This is a genomic window from Nocardia sp. NPDC058705, assembly GCF_042749305.1.
Taxonomy (GTDB): Bacteria; Actinomycetota; Actinomycetes; order Mycobacteriales; family Mycobacteriaceae; genus Nocardia.
This window is the reverse complement of the sequence record NZ_JBHYRN010000002.1, coordinates 263,055-282,060: the sequence shown is the minus strand read 5'-3', so window position 1 is coordinate 282,060 and position 19,006 is coordinate 263,055. Positions and strand designations below refer to the sequence as shown.

The following is a 19,006-nucleotide window of genomic DNA, read 5'->3' as shown; positions in this document are numbered from 1 at the left end:
GTCAGTACGGGTTGGCGCGGTCCAGCCAGCGCGCGTCGAGTTCTGTCGCGTTCTGGCGGGTGAATGAGATGCGCGCCGGGTCGCCGTCGGCGGTGTAGCGCTGATCGGGATTCGCGGCGAGCCAGTCCAGCCAGTAGGCCGAATCGAACGGGACCGCGCCTCGGCCCGACCGGATGCGTGGCACGGCACCGGGATCGACTGACCCGTACGGGCTGGGGGCAGGGTTGGAGCCCACCAGCATCACGGCGTCGAAGCGGTAGGACGTGCCGTCCCAGCTGCCCGCCGAGGCCAGCGTTTTGTCGCGGGGGTAGACGCCGAGCGGTAATGCCATGGTGCGCACGGTGATTCCGGCCATGGTGACCGCGCGGATGTTCTGTACCAGTTCGCGTTGCACGCCGTCGGCGTCCAGGCTCGCGAGATTCGCGTGATCGGCTGTGTGCGCGCCGATTTCGTGACCGTTCGCCACCAGCCACGGTAGTGCGCGCGGGTCGCCGCCGAAGGGGTCGTTGTTGACGTAGAAGGTGGCCACCGGTCGGAAGTCCGGGTAGCGGGTGTCGAACTCGGCGAGAATGCCCGCAGCGCTGTCCGGTGCCACCGCGCCGGAATCGGTGAAGCTGAGTTGGCTGCGGGTGGAATCGTCGAAGGTGAGGACGACCGGGTGGGTGCCTGCGGGTACATCCAGGTCACCCGAAATGTATTGCGCGGCAGTCACCGGCCGGTAGCCCTCGCGGTACAGCCGTTCCAGTTCGTCCCGGAATTCCTGTGGGGTCTGGTCGTATTCGCCTGCCGGGTCAGCTGCGATCTGGTGATACATCAGGACCGGGACGAATCCGAGTTCGTTGGCGGCGATCTCGGCCGGGTTCGGCAGCGCCGGTTTCGTTGTCGTTGGGGCGGGTGGCTGGGGCGGAGCAGGTGGGGATGTTGCCGTGCAGGCGGTGAGCGTTGCCGCGAGCAAGAGCGCAGGGACGAGCCGGATCATCGAGTTCGAGCAGCCCGCCATCGGGCCAATATAACGCGCCCGCAAAGGTTTTCTCTTGATCTTGTCGATAACCGGCGACCGTGCGGGAACTGCGGGATAGTGGGCCCGACAACGGTAGTGGAAGTTGGTGTGAGCGTTGGTTTTGCGGCTCTTGTCGGTCGATCGACGGCGATGGGTGGTAATTGCCGCCGGTGCCGTACTCGCCGTGGTGACAGCGGCGCTGTTGGCCGGATTCGCGCTGGGTAGATCCGCCGAGGTGGCTGCGGTGGACACCGTGCCGCCGACGCTGCGGGTGACACCGCCTGAACCGGCCCGTTCGTATCGTGCGCCGATTGTGGTGCGGGGCAACGCCGTCGACGCGGTGGCGGTCTCGATCGGGCAGACGGCGGTATCCACCGGCCCGGACGGGGCCTTCGAGATCTCGGTGCCGTGGGCGCCCGCCGTCGAGGTCGTCGCGGTGGATGCCGCGGGCAATCAGAGCAGCATCGTCGTCGTCGCGGGAGTCGACCTGCCGCGGATGCGGGCCGTGCACGTCACCGCACATGCTTGGTCGCATGAAGGCTTGCGTGAAGCCGTTCTCGATCTCGCTCGCGAAGGTCGCATCGATACCGTGCAGCTCGATATCAAAGACGAGGACGGCGTCGTCGGCTACGACTCCCAGGTGCCTCTCGCACGTGAATCCGGTGCGGCCACCGCGATTTACGATGCGCGCGCGGCCCTCGGGCAGTTGCACGACATGGGTCTGCAGGTCGTCGGCCGTATCGTCGCGTTCCGCGATCCGACACTCGCCGACTGGGCCTGGCACAACGGTCGTCCCGACTGGGTTGTCCAAAACCCTTCCGGCCAGCCCTATTCCAGCCACTACGGCCCGATCGCCTTCACCAACTTCGCCAATCCACAAGTGCGGCAATACAACATCGATCTCGCGGTAGAAGCCGCACAGCTCGGCTTCGACGGCGTCATGTTCGACTACGTCCGCCGCCCCGACGGCAGCCTGACCAGCATGAATTTCGCCGGCCTCGCCGACACTCCCACCGAGGCGGTCGCGGCGTTCCTCGCCCAGAGCCGCTACCCGATTCACCAAGCAGGCGCACACGTGAGCGCCGCGGTCTACGGCATCGCCTCCACCCGCCCCGACGAAATCGCCCAGAACATCCCCTTGATGTCGCGCAGCGTCGACTTCGTAGCGCCGATGATCTACCCATCCCATTGGGGCCCAGGCGAATACGGCGTGTCCAACCCCAATGCCCAGCCCTACGACATCATCTTCCGCTCGCTACAGGACTTCCGGACAGCTACCGCTGGCACCGGCGCGAAAGTAGCCCCATGGCTCCAGGACTTCAGCCTCGGCGTCACCTACGGCGACGCCGAACTCCGAGCCCAGATAGACGCCACCCGAGACGCGGGCATCGACAGCTTCTTCCTCTGGAACGCCGCCACCCGCTACCACGGCGGCGGCCTCCAACCTGCCTGATATGCGCATCGTCGTGACTCTCTAACAGCTTGTCGCACAACTCATTTCGTGATCGAATGAGCGGTTCGAATCGATCGGATCTCGAACCTCGAAGACGTGGAGGAGTTGGCATGATGAGCGCCCGTGGAATCGGAACCGCAGTGGGGATCGTCGTCTGGGCAGGTGCGGCCGTAGTCGGAGCGGGCAACGCGACGGCGGTGCACAGCTTCCGTCTGGATCCAGGCGCGGGGGTGTTCGGAGCGAACCTGACGCACGAGGAGACGGTCGCGTTGGCGGGAACACCGGTCTTGCAATGGCTGGACGCGACGATCGACCCGGGCACCAGCCGAATTCAGCTGGCACCGTATTCGCAGGCCGAGCCATACCTGGCTGCCGACGGGAAATGGCGGGTACACATCACGCTGCACCAGGCTGCCATCGAGGCCGCCGCCCAGCCGGACGGCGGCGTCGCCATCTGGTTCACCAACCCGGTCGCCTTCGACGGCACGGTGGTCCAGCTCTTGCAGACCCCTCGGTAACCCGCATGACCCCTGGCGGGGTTACTCGGCGGCCTCCGGTGTGGTGATGTCGGTCTGCTTCGGGGCCGCGGGTACCCACTCGCGTAGGGGTTGCATCACCGAGCCGTAGAAGGTGTCGGTGGCGGTGGTGACGCTGGTGATGAAGCTGGCGGCGGTGCCTGCGCGTTTATTGCCCATCGGGAAGGCCTGTTCGAGGGTGAACGACACGAGCGCACTGGTACGGCCGTCGAGCAGCGACTTCGGATTCGAACGAACCGTGTCGAGGAATTCGCAGGTTTCGTTGCCGCGCTCGGCGAAGACCGCCTCGACCTGGACACGGTCGGGCGCGTCGGTGAGTTGTTTGGTCAGCCAGGACACGCGTCGGGCCGGGGTGCCCTCGTCGGGTGCGGCGATGGTGGTGCGGCAGCGCACCTTGTTGGTACGAATATCGGCAACGATGGTGAGATCGCTTGCGGTGTCGGGGATTCGGAGCACAGCTTCGAACGAACCGTCGGTGGCCAATCGTTCGGCGATGGCGGCGGCACGGACCGTCGGGTCGGCGTTGAACTTGCGGGCAAGCACGTGCTTGACCTCCACGCCCAGTTCGGCCGTGAGACGCAAGGCCAGATGCCGGCACAGCGACACCCACGTATCGGCCACCGCGAACGCCTTCTGATCGCCCGCGCGCAGGGTGCCTGCGGTGACGGCATCGCGAACGGTGACCCAGTGTCTGCCCATATCGATGAATTCCGCCGCTCCTGAGCGGGGATGGTCGAGGAAGCGCAGGAACTCCGCCAGCACCCAGGACTGCAGCGCGTCATCGATTCCACCGTGCGACAACAACATTCGTGCCTCGTGCGCGACCTCGGCCCAGGACAGGTGGCGCAGCGCCACCTTTGTCAGCTTGCGGCGGTCGACCTGCACGGGCAGTTCGCCGGGCCCGGCCGGGATATCGTTGGACAGGCTCACGACGACGTCGTACTTCTTGCGTCGCGCGATATCGAGGTAGCTTTCCAGCTGGTCTTTTCGGAGCTTGCCGTTGCCCGTCTTCACTTCGAGCAGCCCGGTCCACTGCCTACTGCCACGGCTCACCTTGAGCACCGCGTCCGGAATGACCTTCGAATCGCCTGTCTCGTACTGGACTTCGATGTAGCCCTCGAAAGCGCCTGCGGGCGCACCGATCCTGGCGCAGATCGCGCGGGCGAACGGCCGCACCGCCTGCATGGTCGAGATCAGTGCGGAGGTGGTGCGTCGTTCCTGTTCTTCGCCCGCCCCGACGCCGATCACCGAGAACAGTCGGGCCGGTTGCCACGCCTCCGATTCGGCTTGCCGGAACTCGATCGGTTTCGGCTTGCGTACCGGGCGCTTGGCGGTGCGGACGCCCTGCGTTCGCGACACGGCAGGTTCGGGCACTTGCACGTTCTCCGACGGAACCGGCTCGGTCGCAACAGCTTCGGTGGCACTCGCCTCTGCGTCGTCGACGGTGACACCGAAATCTGTTGCCAGTCCGCTCAACCCGGACTCCCAGCCCTGACCGACCGCACGTACCTTCCACCCGCCATCGCGGCGGTATACCTCGCCGAACACGAACGCCGATTCCGTCTCGGCATCGGCGGTCAGGTACTCGGCCAGCGACTGCCCCGCCGCATCGATGACATTCAGGGAGAGTTTGCCGAGGTCACCGAAGTTTCCCGAGGTGACGCTGCCCGCCAGAACAACGGTCTGGACGTGGCCGGGGACCGCGGTCAGATCGATCGAGATCCTGGCCTGCATCCCCTCCTCGGTCGCGCTTGTCCCGAGGAATCGGACCGACCCGTCCGGTGATTCGGACTGGTTGTAGAAGACGAAATCCGCGTCCGACCCGACCCGACGGTCCGCACCGAGCAGCAGCGCGGACGCATCGACCTCGATCGCCGGTTCCGGCCAGCCGATCACGATGTCTACCCGGTCCACATCCTCGGGCAACGCGATGTTCTGGCCTTTGGACAATTGCGAAAACAGCGGAGACGACACAGCAGCAGTTCACCCTTCGAGGTTCGGCACACATTCACCCGCAAGGTTGACGCAGCCGACCCACTCGCTGACCCCTTGCCGCGCACCGCGTTTCAGCGTCGATGCCGAGGGATGTCGGCGTCAGAGTCCGCTGTGTTACACAGCTCACGTTTAGAGAGGCGGAGCCCGTGCAATTCACCGCACGGGAGGTCATCCACCCTGACTGACCTCCCGTGATTCGTCGAGATTCCGCAGTAGCGTTCGGCTATGCAAAACTCCGAAACCTCGCTGCTGCGCCCGGCGATCCAAGGCACGGTCGTTTCCTTGCTCGCTTCTGCGGTGAAGGCGAAAAGCGAACCGCCACTGCAGCATTTCTTCGAGGACCTGTTCCCGCCGACCCCCGCCCAAATGGGAAGCGACCAGCCACGTCATCTTCGGCACAACCATGACCCTGGGCCTACGCCTGCTCAGGCGCTGAGCCCAGGTAGCGCCTTGCGGACTGACTACTTCGGATCCCGTTCCGGGAGTGGACGTTCCACGATGTCGGGGCGGCCGAGGGAGGTGCGGACTCGGCGTTTGGCGACGGTGTAGACCTGGGCGGTTTCGGCGGCTACCACGTCCCAGGCGAAGTCGGCGGTGAGGCGTTCGCGGGCGGTGAAGGCGCGGTCCTGGGCCGTGGCGGGGTCGTCGAGGACGGCGCGGGTGGCGTCGACGAGGCCGTCGATGTCGGCGGGGGCGAAGGAGGCGCCGGTGACGCCGTCGATGACCGCTTCGCCCAAACCGCCTGCGGTGGAGGCGATCAGGGGCACGCCCGCGGCGGCGGCTTCGAGGGCGACGATGCCGAAGGGTTCGTAGCGGCTCGGTAGGACGATGGCGTCGGCGCCGTGCAGCCAGCCGAGGAGTTCGTCGTGGCCGAGGCTGCCGACGAAGTGGACGGCGCGGGCCACGCGGTGGCTGCGGGCGCGTTCACGCAGCCATTCGAACTGGGTGCCGACGCCGGCGACGGTGAGGGTGGTGCCGGGGTGCGCGCGGCGGATGCGGGGCAGGGCCGCGATCGCGTCCTGCACGCCTTTCTCGTATTCGAGGCGGCCGACGTAGAGCAGGCGCGGCGGGCCCGAGCGCGGTGCGCGGGGGCGGAAGGTCCATGAGCCGACGTCGATGCCGTTGCGGATCACCGTGATCGGGGCCAGTTCGGGTCCGTAGAGGCGGTCGACTTCGTCCTGCATGGAGGTCGAGCAGGTGATGAGCTGATCGGATTCGTTGGTCAGCCACCATTCCACCGAGTGGACCTGCTTGTTGACCCGGCCCGACACCCAGCCGCTGTGGCGGCCGGCTTCGGTGGCGTGGATTGTCGAGACGAGCGGCACGTCGTAGTACTCGGCCAGCGCGATCGAGGGGTGCGCGACGAGCCAGTCGTGCGCGTGCACCACATCAGGTGTCCAGCCTTCGCCCACGCCGGGCTTACCGAGCGCCACCCCGGCCCGCACCATCGCGTGCCCCATGGCGAGGGTCCAGGCGAGCATGTCCTCGCCGAAGTCGAAGCACGGCGGGTCCTCGGCCACCGCGACGACGAGCACGCCGTCGGCGATGTAGGAGTGCGTGGGGTGGGTGACCGAATCGGTCCCCGTCGGCCTGCGTGCCAGCACGACGACCTCGTGACCGGCCGCGGCCAGCTCGACGGCCAGGTGATGCACATGCCGCCCGAGCCCACCGACCACGACCGGCGGGTACTCCCACGACACCATCAAAATCTTCATGCGAATCCTTCAGCGGCGGCCGACGGGACAGCGGTCGGCAACCGCCGCGCGTCCAGACCAGGGAAGAATCCGTCGGCCGCGTTCCATCCTGCCGCGAGACGGGCCGCTTTGGCGAACTGGCCAGCGCCGATCGCCTCGGCGAGCTCGCGGACGGCGTGCGCGTGTTCGTGGGCGCGATCGCGGGCGTACCCGGCGGCGGAGTCCTTGCTCACCATGAACGCCCAGTCGCTGGAGACAGTGAGAATCGCCTCGCGCAGCAACTGATCGGCGACCGGATCGCGCAGGGATCCGTCGCGGCGCACCTTGTCGAGAGTGTCGAGGGCGAGGCGCACAATGTCGGCGTTGAGCTCGACGAGGTCGGAAACCTGGTCGCCCGCCCAGACCCGCCAGTCCTTGCCCGAACCCCACGAGGAGTCGTTGAGCTGCACGGGTTCGCCGACGTAGCCGTTCTCGCGGGCGTCGGCGAGGGTGCCCACGTTCACGCCCGCTTCGGGTAGCGCGCGCAGCACCTGCTCGAGCCACTGCGGGCCTTCGTGCCACCAGTGCCCGAACAATTCGGTGTCGAACGCGGCCACCACGAGGGCGGGCCTGCCGATCCGCGCGGACTCCTCGATCAGCCGGGCGCGGACGGTTTCGACGAAGTCGGCGACGTCGCGGGTGACCGCTTCGGCCGCCAATTCGGGATCGTAAGGGGCCTTGTCAGGTCCGTCGACGGTCTTGCCGGTGACGCGGGAGGGCTTGAGGCCGGTCGCGTGGTCGTAGTGGTGGAAGTCGCGGTAGGCGCTCTGGCCGGGGTAGCCCTGTTTCGGCGACCAGACCCGGTAGCTCACGGCCAGGTCGCGGCCGAAGGCGACCACGTCGGCGTCGCGGACGGGCCTGCCGAGCGAGGTGTCACCGCGCAGCGACGGTCCGTCGACCATGAAGTGGGTGATGCCCGCGGCGTCGTAGCCCAGTTCCATGCCGGGGGTGTAGCCGCATTCGGGCGCCCAGATGCCCGTCGGCGTGGTGCCCCAGCGCAGTTGCGCGTCGGCCAGGCCCTCGGTGAGCTGGAACTGGCGCATGCGGGGGTCGAGCAGTGGCTGGAAGGGGTGGGCGAGGGGGCCGCCGAGCAGTTCGATCGCGTCGGCGTCGATCAGCGAACGCCACACGGGCGAACCGCCGTGCTGCCAGTTCTGTTCGAAATCGGCCAAAGCCGTTGCGGCAAGGCGATGTTCGTGACGGCCGAGCGCAACGTTGCCCGACATCGACGCCTCGTCGGCGCGCAACTGCCAGTTGCCCAGCCAGTGATGCATGCCCGCGAGGCAGTGCGGATCGTCGAGCTGGGCGGCGAGCACCGGCGTGATGCCGAGGCTCAACAGGTGCGAACGCCCTTCGGCGGCAAGATTTTTCAGCACCCGGACCAGCGGCAGATACGACGCGGCCCAGGACTGGTAGAGCCATTCCTCGCCGACCGGCCAACGCCCGTGATGGGCGAGCCACGGCAAGTGGGAGTGCAGGACCAGTGTGAACTGGCCCGGCACGGCGGAGCGGGAGTCGGTCAACGCCTTGCCTTTTCGGCGATCGCGACCAGGTCCAGGCTCGCGTCGATATCGCCTTCGCGCAGGTCGAAATCGTCGATGGTCACGGCGGCGACGTCGGCGGTGAGGTCGGCGGGCCACGGCTCACCGGCCAGCGCGCGCTCGATCTGGGCGTCGATGAAGGACCCACCGTGCTTGGCGTCCAAGGCTTTCAGGCTCGCGCCGTGGTGCACGCCCAGCATCTCGGAGACGGTGAACCCGGCGTCGACGAGCAGTTCGGTCAACTCGGCCGCATTGAGTTCGCGGGTGTGGAACGGGTTGAGCGGGGTGTCGCGACCGGGGGAGAAGGTGATCCGGTTCGGGGTGCTGATCAGCAGCACGCCGCCGGGACGCAACACGCGCAGGCATTCGCGCAGGAACTGTCCCTGATCCCAAAGATGTTCGATGACTTGGAAATTCACCACGACGTCGACGGATTCGTCATCGAGGGGCAGCGCGGCGAGGTTGCCCTGGATCATCTCCACGCGCGGGTAGCGCGCGCGAACATGGGCGACAGCGCCCTCGTCGTAGTCCAGTCCGGTGACGCGCTGGGCGACGCCGGCGATCATGTCGGCGCCGTAGCCCTCGCCCGAGCCCGCCTCGAGCACGATCTTGCCGGTGCAGCGGTCGAGCAGGCGGGCATAGGCGATCTCGTGCCGACGGAACCAGTAGTTCTCCTCGGCGATGCCGGGCACCGTCCGCTCGCCGGTCAACGGCAGTGGTTCATGTGTGGCGGCCGCGGGTGCGGCAGGGATCACAGCCTCGCTCATTGCTCCGAGGTTACTGGTACCGCCGGTCCGCGCAGGAGTCAGGGACCTCTTGCGCAAGTAGGTTACCCATGGGTAACTTAGCGTAGGGTAGTGTTCCGAACTGAGCTAGATATCTCACCTGGACGTACGGCGCCAGCTCGTGCGGCCCCACCACACACGTGTCCCCAGAAGGAGGTCGACGAAGACCGATGCCGAACATCGTCGTACTCATCAAGCAGGTCCCCGACACCTGGTCCGAGCGCAAGCTGACCGATGGTGACTACACCCTCGACCGGGAAGCCGCCGACGCGGTGCTCGACGAGATCAACGAGCGCGCCGTCGAGGAAGCGCTGCTGATCAAGGAGGCACAGGGCGGTGAGGTCACCGTGCTGGCCGCCGGTCCCGACCGCGCCAACGAGGCCATCCGCAAGGCGCTGTCCATGGGCGCCGACAAGGCCATCCACATCAACGACCCGGCGATCCACGGCTCCGACGCCGTGCAGACCGCCTACGTGCTCGCCGCCGCGCTCGGCCAGGTCGAGGGCGTCGAGCTGGTCATCGCCGGTAACGAGGCGACCGACGGCCGCGCCGGTGCCGTGCCCGCGATCATCGCGGAGTACATCGGCATCCCGCAGCTGACGCACCTGCGCAAGCTCACCGTCGACGGCGACAAGATCACCGGCGAGCGCGAGACCGACGAGGGCGTCTTCAAGCTCGAGGCCTCCCTGCCCGCGATCGTCTCGGTCAACGAGAAGATCAACGAGCCCCGCTTCCCCTCCTTCAAGGGCATCATGGCCGCGAAGAAGAAGGAAGTTCTGGTCTTCACCCTGGCAGATCTGGGCGTCGACCCGGCGACCGTGGGTGTGGCCAACGCCGGCACCCAGGTCACCAGTGCCACCCCGAAGCCGGCTCGCACCGCGGGCGAGAAGATCGCGGACGAGGGCGAGGGCGGCAACCAGATCGCGTCCTACCTCATCGGTCAGAAGATCATCTGATCCGGCACCGTCCGAGACTTCGAAGGAGAAAGAACTAATGGCTGAAGTACTTGTGCTCGTTGAGCACGCCGACGGTGCTGTCAAGAAGGTCACCACCGAACTGCTCACCGCCGCCCGCGCACTGGGCGAGCCCGCCGCCGTCGTCACCGGCCCGGCCGGCACCGCCGACAAGCTGGCCGCCGCGCTGGCCGCCGCGGGCGCCGAGAAGATCTATGTCGCCGAGTCCGACGACATCGAAGGCTTCCTGGTCACCCCGAAGGTCGACGTGCTCGCCGGTCTGGCCGAGTCCGCCGCACCCGCCGCCGTGATCGTCGCCGCCACCGCCGAGGGCAAGGAGGTGTCGGGCCGCCTTGCCGCGCGCATCGGCTCCGGTCTGCTCGTCGACGTCATCGGCGTCAACGCCGACGGCTCCGCTGTGCACTCCATCTTCGGTGGCGCGTTCACCGTCGAGGCCAAGGCCACCGGCGACCTGCCGGTGATCTCGGTCCGTCCCGGCGCCATCGAGTCCGCTCCGCAGGCCGGTGCCGGCGAGCAGGTCGTCGTCGAGGTTCCGGCGCAGGAAGACGGCGTCGTGAAGGTCATCTCGCGTGACCCGATCGTCGGTGGCGACCGCCCCGATCTCGCCGAGGCGAGCATCGTTGTCTCCGGTGGTCGCGGTGTCGGTTCCGCCGACAACTTCGCGGTCGTCGAGGCGCTGGCCGACTCGCTGGGTGCCGCTGTCGGCGCCTCGCGTGCCGCCGTCGACTCGGGCTACTACCCGGGCCAGTTCCAGGTGGGCCAGACCGGCAAGACCGTCTCCCCCCAGCTCTACATCGCCCTCGGCATCTCCGGCGCCATCCAGCACCGCGCCGGCATGCAGACCTCGAAGACCATCGTCGCTGTCAACAAGGACGAGGAAGCACCCATCTTCGAGATCGCCGACTACGGCATCGTGGGCGACCTGTTCAACGTCTCCCCGCAGCTGACCGAAGCGGTCAAGTCCCACAAGGGCTGATCACCTTCCGGTTGAGTTGACCTCGGCCCGCGAAACCTGTTGGCGCTTGCGCGCAGGCAGGTTTCGCGGGCCGTTGTCGTTGGTGGGCGACTACTATCATGCTATGTCGCTTCCCGGTGTCGAGCGTCCTGACCTGCCTGAATTCATGACGTGGGAAGAGTTGGAGCAGCTTCCCGCGGAGATCGCTGATCAGATCGAGCTGTGGGACGGGCGAGTTGTCTGGATGCGCCGCGGCCCCGGGGAGCATCAACTGGCTTTGCTCATGCTGGCGCAGGAACTCCGGCGTTGTGCGGGCGAAGACAGGTCGACCCATCCCGAACGGTGTTGGCGGGGAAACATCGAGACGAATGTCTTCTTCGGCCACACCGGGAAGTCCGACTTCGTCACCCCGGACTTCCTTGTGCACCGCTGCCTTTCGCCGGGTGCCGACGTCCGTGCCAGCGACACAGTGCTTGTCGGGGAGGTGCTGTCGCCGTCCAACACCCCTTCCGAAATGGAAGCGAAGAAGGCCCGCTACGCGAGCGCGGGCATCCCCTCGTATTGGGAAGTCGACCTGACGCTGGACCTCACCGGCATCGGTGCACTTCGCGTGTACATTCTCGAGGTCGGACACGCCGAACTCCCGCCCGGCGTGCGCCCCCTCCGCAACGCGAATTACCTCCTGGCGGGCGAGTGGACCCCTGACGCGCGCGCGGGAATCTCCTTCCCCTTCCCGTTCCCCATCGAAATCCTCTGGCCCGCACTGGACTTCTGAGCAACGTGTCGCCTTGGCCGACGCGGGATCGGTGATGGTCTGATCGTTCTCGCTGCGGAATCGGCATCGGGTACGTCCGGACGGGTTCGAACTCGTCGAGAAGGGATTCGTCCAGGGATCTTTCGCGGGCACGAGGTCTCGATCGCGGTGGCCGGACCGGTGATCGGTAGATAGCCGAAGTTCGTCCACACGGGTAGCGTGCGAGGCTGCGAGTTGGGGACAGTGAGGAGCGGTTGTGCTGCACGCGGGGGCTGATTTCGCTGGGTACCAGGTGGAAGGCGTACTGGGGCAGGGCGGGATGGGAACGGTCTACCTCGCCAGGCATCCTCGGCTGCCGCGCAGCGTCGCGCTGAAACTGTTGAATCGCGAGTTCTCGGTCGATCAGGAACTGCAACGGCGATTCGAGCGGGAGGCCGATGTTGTTGCGCAGCTGGATCATCCGAGTATCGTCGGGGTGTACGACCGTGGCAGCGATGACGGCTATCTGTGGATCGCGATGCAGTTCATTCGCGGAACCGATGCCGCCACCTGGGATTCGCGTGCGCACGAGCCGCGGGTCACCGCACGTCTGATCGGGGAAACGGCGTCGGCACTCGACTACGCCAACCAGCACGGGGTGCTGCACCGTGACGTCAAGCCGGGCAACATTCTGATCGCCGACGCCGAACACGGGCGCGAAATCCGTGCGGTACTCACCGATTTCGGGATCGCCCGGGTGGCCACCGCCAACACCCAGCTCACGGCGACGGGCACTTTCACCGCCACCCTCGCCTACGCCTCGCCCGAGCAGCTCTCCGGTGAGATCGTCGACCACCGCAGCGACCAGTACTCCCTGGCCTGCGCGCTGTTCGCGATGTATGCCGGGCACCCGCCCTACACCGCGACCAACCCCGGCCAGGTGGTCGCGGGCCATCTGTCGCAGCCGGTGCCGCGACTCACCACGGCCAGAACGGATCTGCCGCCCGCGGTCGACGGCGTCATCGCCCGCGCGATGGCCAAGCGTCGCGACGAGAGATTCGGCAGCGCAACGGAATTCACCGACGTACTGCGGGATGCGCTCGAGGGAAGGCATGTCGTCGCGCCGACCGTGCGTCAGCCGTGGACCGACCCCGCACCCCGGGTCCCGGGCTCCGGTGAACACTCGCAGCGGCCATGGACGGACCCCGCCCAGCAGTGGCACAGCTCCGATGGACACCCGCAGCGGTCTGGCCCCTCGGGGTACGTACCGCAGCCCGCCCCGCAGGCGTATGGCTCCGGCGGACAGGCGCAGCCCGGGTGGGGACGCGCGGAATACGGTGTGCCGGTTGGGGACCCGCGGCTGCACCCGATGGCGGCAGGCGGTCCGTGGCAGCAGGCCCCGGTCGGCGGCTCGGAGCCGTCGAAGGCCGCCGCCGTCTTCGTCGGCATCGTGACATTGCTGTTCAGCCTGTCGATCGCGGCCTTCCTGATCTACGGCATCACCGAAACGCTCGACGAGATCGACCGGGGCAAGGACCCGAGCGGGTCGTTCATCGCGATCGCGATTCTCACGGTCGTCGTCGCGTTCACCGGCAGCGGCGCGGTGTTACTGCTCTGCGCGCGCACCGCCGGTCGTGTCATGTCGATCATCACGGCGGTACTCGTCGGGCTCTTCGCGCTGTTCGGGGTCATCGGGTCCGCGGTGGGCGAGGTCTATGCCGCGACCGCAGCCAGTGCCGCGGTGTTCGTCCTCTCGGCGGCGCTGGTCGGCTTCGCGGCATCATCGTCGACCGGGCGCTGGATCCGGTATCGCAAGGCGGTGCGCGCGAGTCGTCGGCGATGACCGGCGGTATACGCGTTGGTCCGTAGGGTGGGCTGATGTCGTCGGGGTCTGTGCCGGTGGTGTTGCCACCGTCGGTCGAGGAGACGGTTCGCGCGGTGTTCGGTGCGGCCGGGGCGCGGTGGATCGACGCGTTGCCCGAGGTGGTGGCCGGGTTGGCCGCGCGGTGGGGGCTGGCGGAGTTCTCCGCGCCGTTCGGTGGCGGAACGCACGCCTATGTGGCGGCCGCACGGCGCGTGGGCGGGGCATGGGTGGTGTTGAAGGTGCCGATGGTCGATGAGGAGAACGTCGCCGAGGCCACCGCACTGCACAGCTATGGCGGCGACGGTGCGGTGCGGCTGCTCGATTTCGACCCGGACAGCGGTGCGCTGCTGCTCGAATGGGCCCGTCCGGGCACGGAATTGCTCACGCAGCCGGGGTTTCCGAGCCTGGAGGGTCGGCCGGAGAACGCCGACAAGGTGGCGTTCGCCTGCGGGCTGTATCGCCGACTGCGGCGCGTCCCGTCCGCGGTTCCCGCCGGTTTCCCGGAGCTACCCTCGGCCACCGATATCGCGGCCGGTCTCCGCGCACGGCTGGCCATCCCTGAACCCGCACTGGCCGAGTACATCTCACCGTTGCTAAGAGAACAGGTGACACGCAAGTGTGCCGAGTTGAGCGAGCCTGCCGGTGAACTGCTGATCGTCAACCGCGACACCCATCTCGGCAATATCGTTGCCGCCGAACGGGAACCGTGGCTGCTGATCGATCCGAAACCCTGCCTCGGCGAGGCGGCCTTCGACGCGGGCTTCCTGATCATGATCCAGGTCCAGACGACTCCCACCCCCGAGCACGCGCGCGCCGTCGTGGTCACGACGGCGCGACATCTCGATGTCCCGGTCGACCGCGCGGGCGCCTGGGCTTTCCTGCGCGCGATCGAGGAGATCGTGTGGACGGTCGAGGACGGTGACGACGAGACCCTGCCCTTGCACCTGGCGGTCGCGACGGCGCTGGCAGGCGACCCGTGGCGATCCGGCGACCCGAGGTGAACGGCCGGACCGCCGCCGCTCACGGTCGGTGCAGGGCATCCAGCAGGGTCTGCACGATGGGATTCTCGCGGGCATCCTCGCGCAGGACGGCCGAGACCGGGATGCGGAGGCGGTGGTCGGTGAGGTCGAGGGTGAGTAAGCCCTTGGTGGGGCCTTCGTAGAGGATCGTCCAGGATTCGGGGCGGTTGAGGAGTTCCATGGTGGCGGTGTGGTCGGGGGGGATCGGGGGGCCGAAGGTGGGGCCGGTGGGGAGGTCGGCGAAGGCGGTTCGGATCATGGTGTGCAGGAGCACCTGTTCCTGTTCCGGCGGGAGCAGCAGCGGGTAGGGGCTGAGGTCGGCGAGGGTGACGGCGCCGCGCTCGGCCAGGGGGTGGTTGCTCGAGATCGCGATCACCAGGTCTTCGACCCACAGCTGTTCCACCGCCAGGCCCGGTTGGTCGATGCTGCCGCGGATCAGCGCCAGGTCGCAGTCGCCGTCGGCCACCGCGGTGATCCGCTGACGGAACGGTTTGATCACGTACTCGATCTCGGCGTCGGGATGGGCGGCGCGTGCGGCGGCGATCGCCGATAGGGAGGGCGCCGCGAAGGACATGTTGGCGGCCAAGCGAATTCGCGGTCCGGTGGTGCGCACGGCGGCGCGGATCGCCGATTCCAGGCTCAGCATCTGCTTGGCCAGGGGCAGCAGGCGCAGGGTGGCGTCGGTGGGGACGACGGCGCGGGTGGTGCGCTCGAACAGTTGCGCGCCGAGGTCACGTTCGAGTCTCGCGATCTGATGGCTGATCGCCGATTGGGAGATGAAGCAGCGGTTGGCCGCGCGGCTGAAACTGAGCTCCTCGCAGACGGCCACGAAGTAGGCCAACTGTCGAAGTTCCACCAGGTACCTCCCATTGATTAGTTATACAGATAAGAGTCATCTTCATTATGCGCCCAGGCAGTGGAAACATCTACGTTCCGCATCGCGTTTACTCATAGGAAAGGGTTGATTACCGATCTAGAACGCGATCTTGGAGCGAGCGATCATGGAACACACAGATGTCGTCATCGTCGGCTCGGGCTTTGGTGGCCTGGCCGCAGCCAAACAACTGGCGAAGTCACACGTCAGTGTCGTACTGATCTCGAGCACGCCCGAGCACCTGTTCCAGCCGCTGCTGTATCAAGTGGCGACCGGCGTGCTCGCGCCCGAAGAGATCGCGCCGCCGATCAAGAACGTACTGCGCCGCCACCCCGAGATCGACGTCCGCCTCGGCAAGGTCACCGGCATCGACGCCGACAACGCCGTGCTCACCTACGAGACCGCCGATGGCCCCCGCGAGATCGCCTACGCCTCGCTGATCGCCGCCACCGGCGCCAGCCAGAGCTACTTCGGCCGCGACGACTTCGCCGAGAAGACCTACTCGCTCAAGACCATCGACGACGCCCAGCGCCTGCGCGACCAGATCGCCCACGTGTTCGCCCTGGCCGAGAACGCCGACGAGGTGACCAGGCACCGGCTGCTCAGCTTCGTGGTGGTCGGTGCGGGCGCGACCGGTGTCGAGGTCGCCGGCCAGATCAAGGAACTCGCGAAAAGGCACTTCCACCAGCAAGTTTCGGTAACCCTCGTCGAGGGTGCCGGTGAGGTGCTGCCGCCCTTCGGTGGTGGGCTCTCGGAATACGCGAAGCGCTCGCTCGTCGACAGCGGCGTCGAGGTGCTGCTCGGCACCTTCGTCACCGATATCGACGAGGGCAAGGTGACGGTCAAGGACAAGGAAGGCATGGAGCGTCGGATCGCCGCCGAGACAGTCGTGTGGTCGGCGGGCGTGCAGGTGGGCGGCTTCGCGACGCTGCTGGCCGAGGCCACCGGCGCCGAGACCGACCGCGCCGGCCGCATCCTGATCAACCCCGACCTGACCGTCGGCGGCCACGCCGACATCTACGCCATCGGCGACATGACCTCGCTCAACGGCTACCCCGGCCAGTCGCCGGTCGCCATGCAGGAGGGTCGCCACGCCGCCGACATCATCCGTCGCAAGAAGGACGCGGGCACGCCGTTCGTCTACTGGGACAAGGGCTCGATGGCGGTGATCAGCCGCTTCAGCGCGGTGGTGAAGCTCAACGAGAAGATCACCTTCAAGGGCACCATCGCGTGGGCGATGTGGTTGGCCGTGCACCTGATGTACCTGGTCGGGTTCCGCAATCGTTTCGCGGCGGTGGCGGGCTGGCTGGTCGCGTTCATCGGCACCGCACGCCCAGGCTTCGACGAGGCCGAACGCACGGAGGCCGAGCGCGCGAAGGCCGCGCCGACGAAGGCTGAGCCTGCGAAGGTCGAGTCGGCGGACGCCGATCGCGACGCCGCGCCCACCAAGGAGCCGGTGCACGCCTGATCCACCCGAGACGGCCCGCCGCGGAGGCGGGCCGTCGTCGTTTCCGCAACGCTCGAAATACACGATCGTGAACCGGGTTTCGCACCGAAAACCGCCGAGTTCGGCTAGAAACCCGCAGGTGGGCGAACGATGGGCAGCGGGTCGGTAAACGCCCGGTGTGACCCCCATCTCGTTCACCGAACGGGCATCGACACGACACTGAAGCGTCGCTCCGATGCCAGCTCGGACTGGCTTCATCAGCAGTATGAACATTTCGTCCGTGTTGACCGCCCCGGCGCCGGACTCCGGGGTGGGGAAGTCTCGGTACTCCTTGGTCGTCGCATCCGATGCCGAGCACCGGGAAGCCGCGCAGCGACTGCGCTACCAGGTGTTCGCCTCCGAGCCCGGTTTCCAGATGCCAGAGAACGGCGCCGGCCTCGATGCCGACAAGTTCGACGAGCACTGCGACCACCTGCTGGTTCGCGACGAATTCTCCGAACAGTTCGTCGGCTGCTACCGCATGCTGCCGCCGGACAAGGTCGACGCGGCGGGCGGCTACTACACCGCCACCGAATTCGACCTGACCCAGCTCGATCCCACCGGCAACCGCATCGTCGAGATGGGCCGGGCCTGCGTGGTGCCCGATCACCGCAACGGCTCGGTGCTCACCCTCATGTGGGCGGGCATCCTGCACTACATCCAGCTCACCGGCTACGACTGGGTGATGGGCTGTGTGTCGGTGCCGATGCAGGATTCGCCCGAAGACCCCGCGGGCGTGAACGTGCGCGGCGTGCGTGACCAGCTGCTCGGCCGCCACGCGTGTGACCCCGAGCGTCGCGTGCACCCGTACAACCCGGTCGTCGTCGACGGTCTCACCCTCGATCAGATGACCCCGCCGAGCCGCCCGAAGATGCCGCCGCTGCTGCGCGGCTACCTGCGCCTGGGTGCCGAGATCTGCGGCGAACCCGCCCACGACCCCGATTTCGCCGTCGCCGACTTCGTCGCGCTGCTCGGCATGGAAACCATCAACACCCGGTACCTGGAGCGGCTGCAGAGCGCGGCCGCCAATTTCGACGGGAAGTAAAACCATGGTGTTCGACGCGCCGCTCGCTACTCACTCTCATTCGTGGATGCCGTCGAGCCCCTGTGGTTCCGGCTGCATCGAGCCGATCGACGAGGTCGGCACCGCAACGATGTTCGCCCGGCTGGCCGGTATCGCCGGACTGGTGCTCAGCTTTCCGGTCGTGACCGTGGCCACCCCGAAGTCGCGGCGCGAGCAGGTGCAGCGCCGTTACGCCAAGGCGGCACTGAGCTGCCTCGGAATGCGCTTGCGCATCATCGACAACCGCACCCCCGGCCAGACCTCGCGCGAGGGTTTCGCGGATACGGGCACCCCGGTGATGATCGTGGCCGGGCACATCGGCTGGGCGGATGTGGTGGCGCTGGCCGCGGTGCAGCCGGTCAGTTTCGTCGCCCGTGCCGACATGGTCGAATGGCCGCTGCTCGGCAAGCTCGCCAAGCTGACCCGGGTCATCCCGATCGAGCGGGCGCGGCTGCGTGACCTGCCTGGCGTGGTCGGGCAGGTCGCTGATCGGCTGGCTTCGGGGAACCGGATTGTGGTCTTCCCGGAAGGCACCACCTGGTGCGGCCGGGCCTACGGTTCGATGCGGCCCGCGATGTTCCAGGCGGCCATCGACACGGTCACTCCGGTGCAGCCGGTGCGCCTGCGTTACCTGGACAGCGACGGAATGCCTTGCACCGTACCGGGTTTCGTGGGTGAGGATACCTTTGCCGATTCCGCGAAGCGGGTGCTGCGCAGTAGGGGCATGATCGCCGAGATCGTGCTGGAACCGCTCGAGCATCCCGGACTGGATCGTCGCGATCTGGCTCGGCGCTGTGAGACGGCGGTGCGTGGCACGGACCGTTCGCGCCACGGTGTGGCCGACACCCAGTGGATCGAAGCGGGCAATACCCGCGTGCAGGACCCCTCGATGGGGGAGCAGGAGCAGGTTCGCCGACCGGCCGGGGCCGCTGTCCGGTAGCCACTCGGCGCAATGGAAACCGGAGGCCGTGTTCGCGGCCTCCGGTTTCGTCACT

Annotated in this window: 16 protein-coding genes; 10 read left to right on the top strand and 6 right to left on the bottom strand. The window is 67.4% G+C overall.

Going from position 1 to position 19,006, the window contains the following annotated elements:
- Position 1: 1 nt before the first annotated feature.
- A complete protein-coding gene (locus ACFW6D_RS04420; protein WP_379324659.1) occupies positions 2-1,000 on the bottom strand; it encodes a polysaccharide deacetylase family protein in 999 nt (332 codons plus the stop codon).
- A gap of 154 nt (positions 1,001-1,154) precedes the next feature.
- Here ACFW6D_RS04420 and ACFW6D_RS04415 point away from each other — a divergent pair, with 154 nt between their 5' ends.
- Both ACFW6D_RS04415 and ACFW6D_RS04410 read left to right on the top strand, forming a co-directional pair.
- Positions 1,155-2,453, top strand: a complete 1,299-nt coding sequence (locus tag ACFW6D_RS04415; protein WP_379324657.1) for a putative glycoside hydrolase — start codon at positions 1,155-1,157, stop codon at positions 2,451-2,453.
- 110 nt (positions 2,454-2,563) lie between these two features.
- Positions 2,564-2,971, top strand: a complete 408-nt coding sequence (locus ACFW6D_RS04410; protein ID WP_379324655.1) for a hypothetical protein — start codon at positions 2,564-2,566, stop codon at positions 2,969-2,971.
- 21 nt (positions 2,972-2,992) lie between these two features.
- On the opposite strand, the gene ACFW6D_RS04405 is transcribed toward ACFW6D_RS04410, so the two are convergent.
- The 4 genes from ACFW6D_RS04405 to ACFW6D_RS04390 form a co-directional block, all read right to left on the bottom strand.
- Positions 2,993-4,963 carry a TerD family protein gene (locus ACFW6D_RS04405; protein ID WP_379324653.1) on the bottom strand — a complete coding sequence of 657 codons (1,971 nt, stop codon included), beginning with the start codon at positions 4,961-4,963 and terminating at the stop codon, positions 2,993-2,995.
- Positions 4,964-5,445: 482 nt separating this feature from the next.
- Positions 5,446-6,699: a glycosyltransferase family 4 protein gene (locus ACFW6D_RS04400; RefSeq protein ID WP_379324651.1), complete on the bottom strand. Its 1,254-nt coding sequence runs from the start codon at positions 6,697-6,699 to the stop codon at positions 5,446-5,448.
- Entirely contained in the window at positions 6,696-8,240 is a 1,545-nt protein-coding gene (locus ACFW6D_RS04395; protein ID WP_379324649.1) for a 1,4-alpha-glucan branching protein domain-containing protein, read from the bottom strand. The genes ACFW6D_RS04400 and ACFW6D_RS04395 overlap by 4 nt, the downstream gene beginning before the upstream one ends.
- Positions 8,237-9,025, bottom strand: a complete 789-nt coding sequence (locus ACFW6D_RS04390; RefSeq protein WP_379324647.1) for a class I SAM-dependent methyltransferase — start codon at positions 9,023-9,025, stop codon at positions 8,237-8,239. The genes ACFW6D_RS04395 and ACFW6D_RS04390 overlap by 4 nt, the downstream gene beginning before the upstream one ends.
- Before the next feature lie 188 nt (positions 9,026-9,213).
- Between ACFW6D_RS04390 and ACFW6D_RS04385 the strand changes: the two genes are divergently transcribed.
- From ACFW6D_RS04385 to ACFW6D_RS04365, 5 genes are all read left to right on the top strand, one after another.
- Complete coding sequence (locus ACFW6D_RS04385; RefSeq protein WP_379233472.1) at positions 9,214-9,999, top strand: electron transfer flavoprotein subunit beta/FixA family protein; 786 nt, start codon at positions 9,214-9,216, stop codon at positions 9,997-9,999.
- A gap of 37 nt (positions 10,000-10,036) precedes the next feature.
- A complete protein-coding gene (locus ACFW6D_RS04380; RefSeq protein WP_379324645.1) occupies positions 10,037-10,993 on the top strand; it encodes an electron transfer flavoprotein subunit alpha/FixB family protein in 957 nt (318 codons plus the stop codon).
- Between the two features lie 103 nt (positions 10,994-11,096).
- Positions 11,097-11,747, top strand: coding sequence for a Uma2 family endonuclease (locus ACFW6D_RS04375; RefSeq protein WP_379324644.1), 651 nt, complete (start codon positions 11,097-11,099; stop codon positions 11,745-11,747).
- A 235-nt stretch (positions 11,748-11,982) separates the two neighbouring features.
- Positions 11,983-13,548 (top strand): protein kinase, encoded by a 1,566-nt coding sequence (locus ACFW6D_RS04370; RefSeq protein WP_379324642.1) that lies wholly within the window; start codon positions 11,983-11,985, stop codon positions 13,546-13,548.
- Between the two features lie 35 nt (positions 13,549-13,583).
- Complete coding sequence (locus ACFW6D_RS04365) at positions 13,584-14,570, top strand: aminoglycoside phosphotransferase family protein (RefSeq protein WP_379324640.1); 987 nt, start codon at positions 13,584-13,586, stop codon at positions 14,568-14,570.
- A gap of 19 nt (positions 14,571-14,589) precedes the next feature.
- On the opposite strand, the gene ACFW6D_RS04360 is transcribed toward ACFW6D_RS04365, so the two are convergent.
- Entirely contained in the window at positions 14,590-15,444 is an 855-nt protein-coding gene (locus tag ACFW6D_RS04360) for a LysR family transcriptional regulator (RefSeq protein ID WP_379233462.1), read from the bottom strand.
- 145 nt (positions 15,445-15,589) lie between these two features.
- On the opposite strand from ACFW6D_RS04360, the gene ACFW6D_RS04355 reads away from it, so the two are divergent.
- The 3 genes from ACFW6D_RS04355 (at position 15,590) to ACFW6D_RS04345 (ending at position 18,951) form a co-directional block, all read left to right on the top strand.
- Complete coding sequence (locus tag ACFW6D_RS04355; RefSeq protein WP_379324638.1) at positions 15,590-16,930, top strand: NAD(P)/FAD-dependent oxidoreductase; 1,341 nt, start codon at positions 15,590-15,592, stop codon at positions 16,928-16,930.
- Positions 16,931-17,174: 244 nt separating this feature from the next.
- Positions 17,175-17,993 carry a GNAT family N-acetyltransferase gene (locus ACFW6D_RS04350; protein ID WP_379324636.1) on the top strand — a complete coding sequence of 273 codons (819 nt, stop codon included), beginning with the start codon at positions 17,175-17,177 and terminating at the stop codon, positions 17,991-17,993.
- A 46-nt stretch (positions 17,994-18,039) separates the two neighbouring features.
- Positions 18,040-18,951, top strand: a complete 912-nt coding sequence (locus tag ACFW6D_RS04345) for a lysophospholipid acyltransferase family protein (RefSeq protein ID WP_379324634.1) — start codon at positions 18,040-18,042, stop codon at positions 18,949-18,951.
- The last annotated feature ends 55 nt before the right edge of the window (positions 18,952-19,006 follow it).